Source organism: Caballeronia mineralivorans PML1(12) (assembly GCF_001028175.1).
Taxonomy (GTDB): Bacteria; Pseudomonadota; Gammaproteobacteria; order Burkholderiales; family Burkholderiaceae; genus Caballeronia; species Caballeronia mineralivorans.
In genome coordinates this window covers 1-7733 of record NZ_AEJF01000120.1, presented here as the reverse complement: position 1 = coordinate 7733, position 7733 = coordinate 1, and the positions used below count along the sequence as shown (strand labels likewise).

The 7733-nt window shown below is 61.8% G+C and carries 7 protein-coding genes and 1 pseudogene; 2 read left to right on the top strand and 6 right to left on the bottom strand.

All coding sequences use genetic code 11. From position 1 onward, the window contains the following. Together EOS_RS46340 and EOS_RS18865 are read right to left on the bottom strand one after the other, a co-directional pair. Positions 1-171, bottom strand: a pseudogene (locus tag EOS_RS46340) (succinate-semialdehyde dehydrogenase (NADP(+))); the annotation flags it as partial. Between the two features lie 19 nt (positions 172-190). Further along, complete coding sequence (locus EOS_RS18865) at positions 191-1273, bottom strand: tartrate dehydrogenase (protein ID WP_047848203.1); 1083 nt, start codon at positions 1271-1273, stop codon at positions 191-193. Between the two features lie 140 nt (positions 1274-1413). Between EOS_RS18865 and EOS_RS18860 the strand changes: the two genes are divergently transcribed. After that, a complete protein-coding gene (locus EOS_RS18860; RefSeq protein WP_087881968.1) occupies positions 1414-2325 on the top strand; it encodes a LysR substrate-binding domain-containing protein in 912 nt (303 codons plus the stop codon). Here EOS_RS18860 and EOS_RS18855 read toward each other — a convergent pair. From EOS_RS18855 to EOS_RS18840, 4 genes are all read right to left on the bottom strand, one after another. Further along, positions 2322-2819 (bottom strand): Lrp/AsnC family transcriptional regulator, encoded by a 498-nt coding sequence (locus EOS_RS18855; protein ID WP_047848201.1) that lies wholly within the window; start codon positions 2817-2819, stop codon positions 2322-2324. The two genes, EOS_RS18860 and EOS_RS18855, sit on opposite strands and share 4 nt — an antisense overlap. Before the next feature lie 55 nt (positions 2820-2874). Next, entirely contained in the window at positions 2875-4302 is a 1428-nt protein-coding gene (locus tag EOS_RS18850) for an aspartate aminotransferase family protein (protein ID WP_047848200.1), read from the bottom strand. Positions 4303-4507: 205 nt separating this feature from the next. Beyond that, positions 4508-5437 carry a 2-hydroxyacid dehydrogenase gene (locus tag EOS_RS18845; protein WP_047848199.1) on the bottom strand — a complete coding sequence of 310 codons (930 nt, stop codon included), beginning with the start codon at positions 5435-5437 and terminating at the stop codon, positions 4508-4510. A gap of 54 nt (positions 5438-5491) precedes the next feature. Further along, complete coding sequence (locus tag EOS_RS18840) at positions 5492-6379, bottom strand: GNAT family N-acetyltransferase (RefSeq protein ID WP_047848198.1); 888 nt, start codon at positions 6377-6379, stop codon at positions 5492-5494. A gap of 294 nt (positions 6380-6673) precedes the next feature. Here EOS_RS18840 and EOS_RS18835 point away from each other — a divergent pair. Further along, the coding region (locus tag EOS_RS18835) for an aldehyde dehydrogenase family protein (RefSeq protein ID WP_047848197.1) at positions 6674-7733 on the top strand (1060 nt) is incomplete at its 3' end.

Here is a 7733-nt window from a genome sequence, read left to right as displayed (position 1 = left end):
GTCGGTGGCGGCGCGGGCGTCGGCGGGGCTGCTGTCGGCGACTTGCGCGATAACCGTGCCGGTGGCGGGATCGGTGACGGCGAAGCGTGCACCGTCAGCGGCTGCGCGCCATTGGCCATCGATGAAATTGTCTTCGCGGATCAGCTCTTTCAAATCGAACTGGCGTGTCATATATCCATGCTCCTTAGGTTTAAGCCAACCGTGCGGCGATCGCCTGGCCGACTTCCGTCGTGTTCGCCTTGCCGCCGAGGTCGCCGGTACGCGGGCCTTCCTTGAGCGTTGCTTCGATAGCGGCCAGGATGGCGTCATGCGCCTCGCGTTCCGGGCCTTTGAAGTCGCCGAGGAACTCGAGCATCATGGCGGCCGACCAGATCATGGCGATCGGATTGGCGATGTTCTTGCCCGCAATGTCGGGCGCCGATCCATGCACCGGTTCGAACAGCGACGGGAACTTGCGCTCCGGATTCAGGTTGCACGAAGGCGCGAGGCCGATCGTGCCGGTGCAGGCAGGGCCGAGGTCGGAGAGTATGTCGCCGAAAAGATTCGTGGCCACGACCACGTCGAAGCGGTCGGGATTCAGCACGAAGCGCGCGCACAGGATGTCGATGTGCTGCTTGTCCCACTTGACGTCCGGATAGAGCGCGGCCACTTCGGCGGCGCGCTGGTCCCACCACGGCATGCTGATGGCGATGCCATTGCTCTTCGTGGCGACGGTGATCTTTTTCTTCTCGCGGCGCTGGGCGAGGTCGAATGCGAATTTCAGCACGCGTTCGCTGCCGTGGCGCGTGAAAACGGATTCCTGCAGGACGAACTCGCGGTCCGTGCCTTCGAACATCACGCCGCCGACCGATGAATATTCGCCTTCGGTGTTTTCGCGGACGATCCAGAAATCGATGTCGCCGGCCTTGCGGTTCGCGAGCGGCGACGGCACGCCTTCGAACAAACGTGCCGGGCGCAGATTGATGTACTGGTCGAATTCGCGGCGGAACTTAAGGAGCGAGCCCCACAGCGAGATGTGATCGGGGACGGTGTCGGGCCAGCCGACCGCGCCGAAGAGGATGGCGTCGCAGTCTTGCAATTGCGCTTTCCAGTCGTCGGGCATCATCTGGCCGTGTTGCAGGTAGTACTCGCAGCTGGCCCATTCAATGTGCTTGTAGTCGATGGAAATGCCGAAGCGCTTGGTGGCGGCGTCGAGGACGCGGATGGCTTCGGGCATTACTTCCGTGCCGATGCCATCGCCGGGGATGATCGCAATTTTGTAGGTTTTGGTCATGTTCGGGGTCCTGTTAAGGGTTTTGATCGGACGGGAGTTTTCCGCGAGTACCTGCTTGTAGTGAATATTTTATTCCGCTCTACAAGGCTTAAAATCAGCGTTTTGGTTAAGCCACTGTGCACGAAGCGTGAATAATGAACATCACCTCCTCTCCGAACCTCGATGATCTCCGCGTCTTCTGCACCGTCGCTCGCAAATCCAGCTTCAGCGGGGCGGCGGAAGTCCTGTCGGTCTCGGCGGCGTATGTCAGCAAGCGCGTGAGCGTGCTCGAAACCGATCTTGGCACTCGCTTGCTGCATCGCTCCACGCGCCGGGTCGCCATCACCGAGGCGGGCGAACGCGTCTACGCGTGGGCCGAAAAAATTCTCGACGACGTCGATCACCTTGTTGAAGACGTGTCCACCACACGGCGCATTCCGCGCGGCACGCTGCGCATATCCAGCAGCTTCGGCTTCGGCCGCCATATCGTGGCGCCCGCGCTCGCGCGCCTCTCCGACAAACACCCGCAACTGAGCGTGCGCCTCGATCTGTTCGACCGGCTGGTGGACGTGGCGGGGGAAGGGTTCGACCTGGATATTCGTATTGGCGATGAGATCGCGGCGCATCTGATTGCCAAGCGGCTGGCGTCGAATCATCGCGTGCTGTGCGCTTCGCCGGACTACGTGGAACGCCACGGCGCGCCCAGGCAACTCGCCGATCTCGCGAGCCACGCGTGTCTTGCGATCAAGGAGCGCGATCATCCGTTCGGTTTGTGGCGCTTGCATGTGCGTGGCGAACCGGTTTCGATCAAGGTGACCGGGCCGCTGTCGACTAATCACGGCGAGGTCGCGGTGCAATGGGCGCTGGCCGGGCGCGGGATTGTGCTGCGCTCGCTTTGGGACGTTCGCCCGTTGCTTGCGAGCGGCCAGTTGCTGCAGGTCCTGCCCGATGTCACCCAGCCCGCCAACGTCTGGGCGGTGTACCCGGCGCGGCTGGCTTCCTCGGCGAAAGTACGGGTTTGCGTGGACTTTCTCGCCGAAGAGTTCGCGTTATGGAACCTGCCCGCGCCCTAACTGTGGTTCTGCGAAAACAGGCTTTCGAGGGGATAGTGATTCTTCACGAACGGCGACTTGATGATGATGAAGCTGAAGTACTTCTCGATGCCGATATCGCGTTCAAGCAAGCCTTCAATGATGCTTTGATAGTGACTCACGCTGCGTGTGACGAACTTCAGCAAGTAGTCGTAGCCGCCGCTCGCCAAGTGGCATTCCACGATTTCATCGACGTCCTTGATCGCCGCGACGAACTTGATGAAGTCCTCGCGGCGATGATCGGCAAGCGTGACTTCGGTGAAGACAATCTGCACGTCGCCCAGCTTCTCCAGCTGGATTTGCGCACCATATCCGACGATATATCCCGCCTTCTCCAGCCGCTTCACGCGGATCAGGCACGGGCTTGGCGAGAGCCCGACCGCGTCGGCCAGCTCGACATTCGTGATGCGGCCTTTCTTTTGCAATTGCGAAAGGATGCGCAGATCTATGCGGTCAAGCTTGCCGTCGCTGCTCATCGTCAGGGTGTCTCTCCAGGTGCGTGGGATCGTCGCAAATCGTCATTCGATCTTATCACGCAGCTACGTGCGTTTTCACCTCGCCTTTCACCTCATCTTTAGTCTCTTTAACCTTCAACGCAGCGCGGACTTCGGGTTCGGCGAGCACGTCGTCGAGCGTCTTTTCAAGGCGCTCGAACATCAGGTCGAACTCCGCTTCCGTGTAGCTGAGCGCGGGAGCAAAACCCAGGATGTTGTCGCCGAATGCACGGAATACCAGCCGGTTCCGGTAGGCCGCCGCCGTGATCCGGTCGGACAATTTGAGCGATGCGTCGAAGCCTTGCTTGGTTTCTTTGTCGGAGACGAGTTCGAGCGCGCCCAGCAATCCGCGATGACGTGAATCGCCGACCAGCGGATGAGCCAGCAGCGCGTCGAGGCCGCGCGCGAAACGCTCTGCGTGACGCACGCCGTTCGCAAGCAGGCCGCCCTCGTGATAGAGGCGCAGGACTTCGAGGCCGATGGCCGCGCTGACCGGATGCGCCGAATACGTATGACCATGACCGACGATCGCGGCGGCGTCGCCGTCGGCGATGCCTTGGTATATCGCGTTCGACATCAATACCGCGCCCATCGGCGCGTAACCGGCCGTCAGGCCCTTGGCGACTGTCATCAGGTCCGGTCCGACATCTTCGGCCTGGCAGGCGAACAGCGGGCCGGTGCGCCCAAAGCCGGTGATGACTTCATCGGCGACAAACAGGATGCCGAGCTTTCTGCAGGCCTCGCGCATGGCTTTCAGCCAGCCGAACGGCGGCACGATCACGCCGCCCGAGCCCTGGATCGGTTCGCAGAAGAACGCCGCGACGTTGTCCGCCCCGAGCGCGGCAACCTTCGCTTCGAGCGAGGCGACGGACGCGGCGATCAGTTCGGCATCGCCGGGGAAATTGCTGCGATACGCATACGGCGACGCGATGTGATGCTGGTTCGGCAGCGGCACATCGAAGTTGCGATGGAACGCCGGCAGCGCGGTCAGTCCCGCGCCGACCGACGACGACCCGTGATAACCGCGTTCGAGCGCGATGATGTGTTTCTTCGATGGCCGGCCGGTCGCGTTAAAGTAATGCGTGATGAAGCGCACCGCGGAGTCGACCGCGTCCGATCCACCCAGCGTGAAATACACGTGTTGCAGCGAAGCCGGCGACAACTCGACCAGCTTTTCTGCCAGTTCGATTGCGGGTGCGTTGCCGAAGTGGAAGTAGCTGGTGGCGTAGGGCAGGCGGGCCATTTGTTCGGCGGCCACTTTCACGATGCTGGGCTGGCCGTAGCCAACGTTGACGCACCAGAGTCCCGAGAAGGCGTCGAGGAGTTCGTTGCCGTCGGCGTCGCGCAGGAACGCGCCGCTGGCGGAGTCGAGCACGGTGACGCCGCGGGCTTCGTGGGCGCGGTAGTTGATGACCGGATGAATCAGATGCTTGCGGTCGGCTTCAATGAGCGATTGGATCGACATGGGGAATTTTCTCGTCGCGGAAAGGGGCTGATGACCGTTCCATACTAGAGAAGGAGGGGGGTGGGCCGACGCCCTAAACAATTCGCCAAATAGCGCGAATGCCGCGTTTTGCAGCGCGCCGGCAGCATTTTCTGCCGCGGGCGCATAAAAGCCGTGGTTGGCGGGGCTTATCGACTACTTTATTGGCCAACGCTGTTGGCGACGTTCAATAACCGCGATTGCGGTCGATTTGACCAAGCATCGGCAAACCTTCGCGATGGCGGCGCAGGTTCTCCAGCACGACCTCCACGGCGCTGTCCGGCCGCGTCTCGCTTGCTATATGCGGCGTGATCCGCACGCGCGGGTGTGTCCATAGCGGATGCGTGTCCGGCAGGGGTTCGGGGTCGGTGACGTCGAGGATCGCGTTTTGTAGTTGACCGCTGGCGAGCGCTGCGAGCAGATCGTCCTGATTGAGATGCGGGCCACGTCCGGTTTGAATCAGCGATGCGCCGCGCGGCAGCTTGTTGAATAGAGCTGTGTTCAGCAGGCCGCGGGTGGCGTCGGTGAGGGGCAGCAGGCAGATGAGGATGTCGGTGCGGGCGAGGAACGCATCGAGCGTATTGGCGCCGGCGTAACACGCCACCCCTTCTATTTCGCGGCCTGAGCGGCTCCAGCCGGCGCACGCGAAGCCGAACAGGCGCAGTTGTTCGAGGACTGCTGTACCGAGTACACCGAGGCCTAGTACGCCTATGCGTCTGGATGAGGCTGCGCGCACGGGCAGGGGGTGCCAGGTTTTTTGTTGTTGCTGCAGGTGGTAGTCGAAGTGATCGCGGTGGATGGTGAGCACCGCGTGGGTCACGTATTCGACCATGCCTTCGACAATGCCCGGTTCGATCATCCGTACCACCGGGATGTGTGCGGGCACGCCGGAGAGGTCGAACTGATCGACGCCTGCGCCGACTGAGAACACGACTTCGAGGTTTGGCAGCGTGCGGGCGGGGTCCTCGGGCGGTTGCCATGCGGCGAGGTAGCGGATCTTCGTGAGATCGCCGCCCGTTTCCGGCCATACGTGGAAGGGGATCTCAGGGGCTTTTTGGGCAAATAGCTTTGCCCATTGCGCGCCGCGTTCGGGACTGCCTTTATATAGAAAAGTCATGGGATGTTCGCACCAGGGGTTTTGCAAGCCGGAGTCTTCCAGAGCCAATAACGCTTACATCATTGCCTGATTAATAATCCCAAACTGCTTAAAGTCCGGATCAGCGGGAGGAAAAGGCGCCCCCAAAACCTTTGGTCCATTCAAAACCATCTTGACCACCGAATCGACCCGCGGCAGTCCAAGCCCATCCAGCCACTCCGTCAAACCACTTTCCCCCGGCGTATCGATACGAACAAAAACCCCTTCGTTCAACGCCAGCCAATGACTGATCAGCGCCTTGGCCCGACTGGAATCAGGCGCATCCGGCGCCACCACCGGCCCAATCGCAAACCCACGTCCAAAGCGCCTGAACAAAGCAAAACCAAGCAATTCGCCATCACGATCCAGTGCAATCCCATCCGCGCTCTCAAGCAGCGCCGGCAGCACCTCACCACGATCCAGCCCACACGCCCGCGAAGCCAGCTCGATCAAACGAGGAGCATCGTTGGAGCCCAGCGGCCGCAACCGCTCACCCGGTGGCAACGACACCAGCGGCGGCTGGAATGCAGCCCCTTGATGCTGGTCGAGCGTGCCAACCGCCCGAAAACCCAACTTCTCATAGAGCGGTTGTCCAGCCGTTGTCGCGTGCAGAAACGTGACGCGGCCGCCGAGTTGTTCAAGCACGAGCTCCATCAGCTTTTTACCAATCCCGCGGCCCTGCCACGCCGGCGACACAATCACCATTCCCAGCGACGCTCGCTCAGTCCCATAAGTCCAGTACAACGCCGTGCCAATCACACCTTCCGGCGTCTGCGCGACAAAACCTGCGCCTGCCTGCACCACGAAACGCCAGTCGTCCGCTCGATGAGGCCACTTGAGTTCAACAGTCAGCGCATGCGCCGCAGCAATATCGTCGCTGGTAAAGGATCTATAGGTAATTCGTTCGTTGACTTGCTCGGACACGCCGGCCTCCCTCGTTGGCTTTCACGCAAGCCCGGTCATCAGGCCTTGTAATCAAGCTCAGGTTCCACGCCGCCACTCTCGCATCCACCACCCAACGTGGCTAGGACGATCTTTTCATGAAGAGGCTTTGAAGCCGCGCTAGGCGAACTTCGATACAAAACGGCGCGTCGGCGGCCTCATAACGCGTGTGATCTGCTGAGCCACTGTTTTTGTCGACGATAAATGTGGTCCGGCTAGCCTTACGATTCCATCAGGCCGCGCCGCATCCGCGGTCGCTACTCAAAGGACCTTCATATGGATAGCTTCGATCCCGCCGCCGTGACCGTGCGCAGCGGCCATTTCATCGGCGGCGAATATGTGGATGAAGGCGCGCGCCGCATCGAGGTCGCGCGCCCGTCAGATGGCGTGGTGTATGCGTCGGTGCCGCTCGCAGACGCAGACATGATCGATCGCGCAGTCGAAAACGCGTGGCAGGCGTTTCGCACCAGCGGCTGGCGATCCATGCCCCCGCGCGAGCGTGCCCGGATCTTGCGCCGTTTCGCCGACCTCGTCGCAGCCGATGTCGAGACGCTCGGCCCGCTGGAAGCGCTCGGTTCAACCCGCCCGATCCGCGACGCAAGTAACTGGGACGTGCCATTCACAGCCGAAGGCATCCGCTTCTACGCGGAGTTCGCGGACAAGATCGGCGGCGACGTGGCCGCAACCGATCACGATCATCTGGGCATGACGATTGCCGAACCGTACGGCGTGATCGGCGCCATCGCACCGTGGAATTTCCCGCTGGTGATGGCGTCGTGGAAAATTGCGCCGGCGCTCGCAGCAGGCAATGCCGTGGTCCTGAAACCCTCGGAAATGACGCCGTTCTCAGTGCTGCGCCTCGCCGAACTCGCAATCCGCGCCGGCATTCCGGCAGGCATTTTCAATGTCGTGCAAGGCGATGGCCGCACGACGGGCGACGCACTTGTGCGCCATCCGAAGATCTCCAAGGTCACGTTCACCGGCTCCACCCGTACGGGCGCGGCCATCATGGCTGCGTGCGCCGAAACAGGCACCAAGCCGGTCACACTGGAACTGGGCGGCAAGAGCCCGCAGATCGTCTTCGCCGATGCCCCGCGTCTCGACGATGTCGCGCGCCGTATCGCCGGGGCAATTTCGGGCAATGCAGGTCAGGTGTGTGTGGCAGGTTCCCGGCTGCTGGTCGAGCGTTCGCTCGCAGAGCCGCTGGCCGAACGCATCCAGGCTGTGTTCAGCGGACTGAAAGCGGGCGCAACCTGGACGCCCGGCACGACCCTCTCGCCGATCATTTCCGAACCGCAGGCGGCGCGTATCGAAGGGATCGTGGGGCGGACGCTCG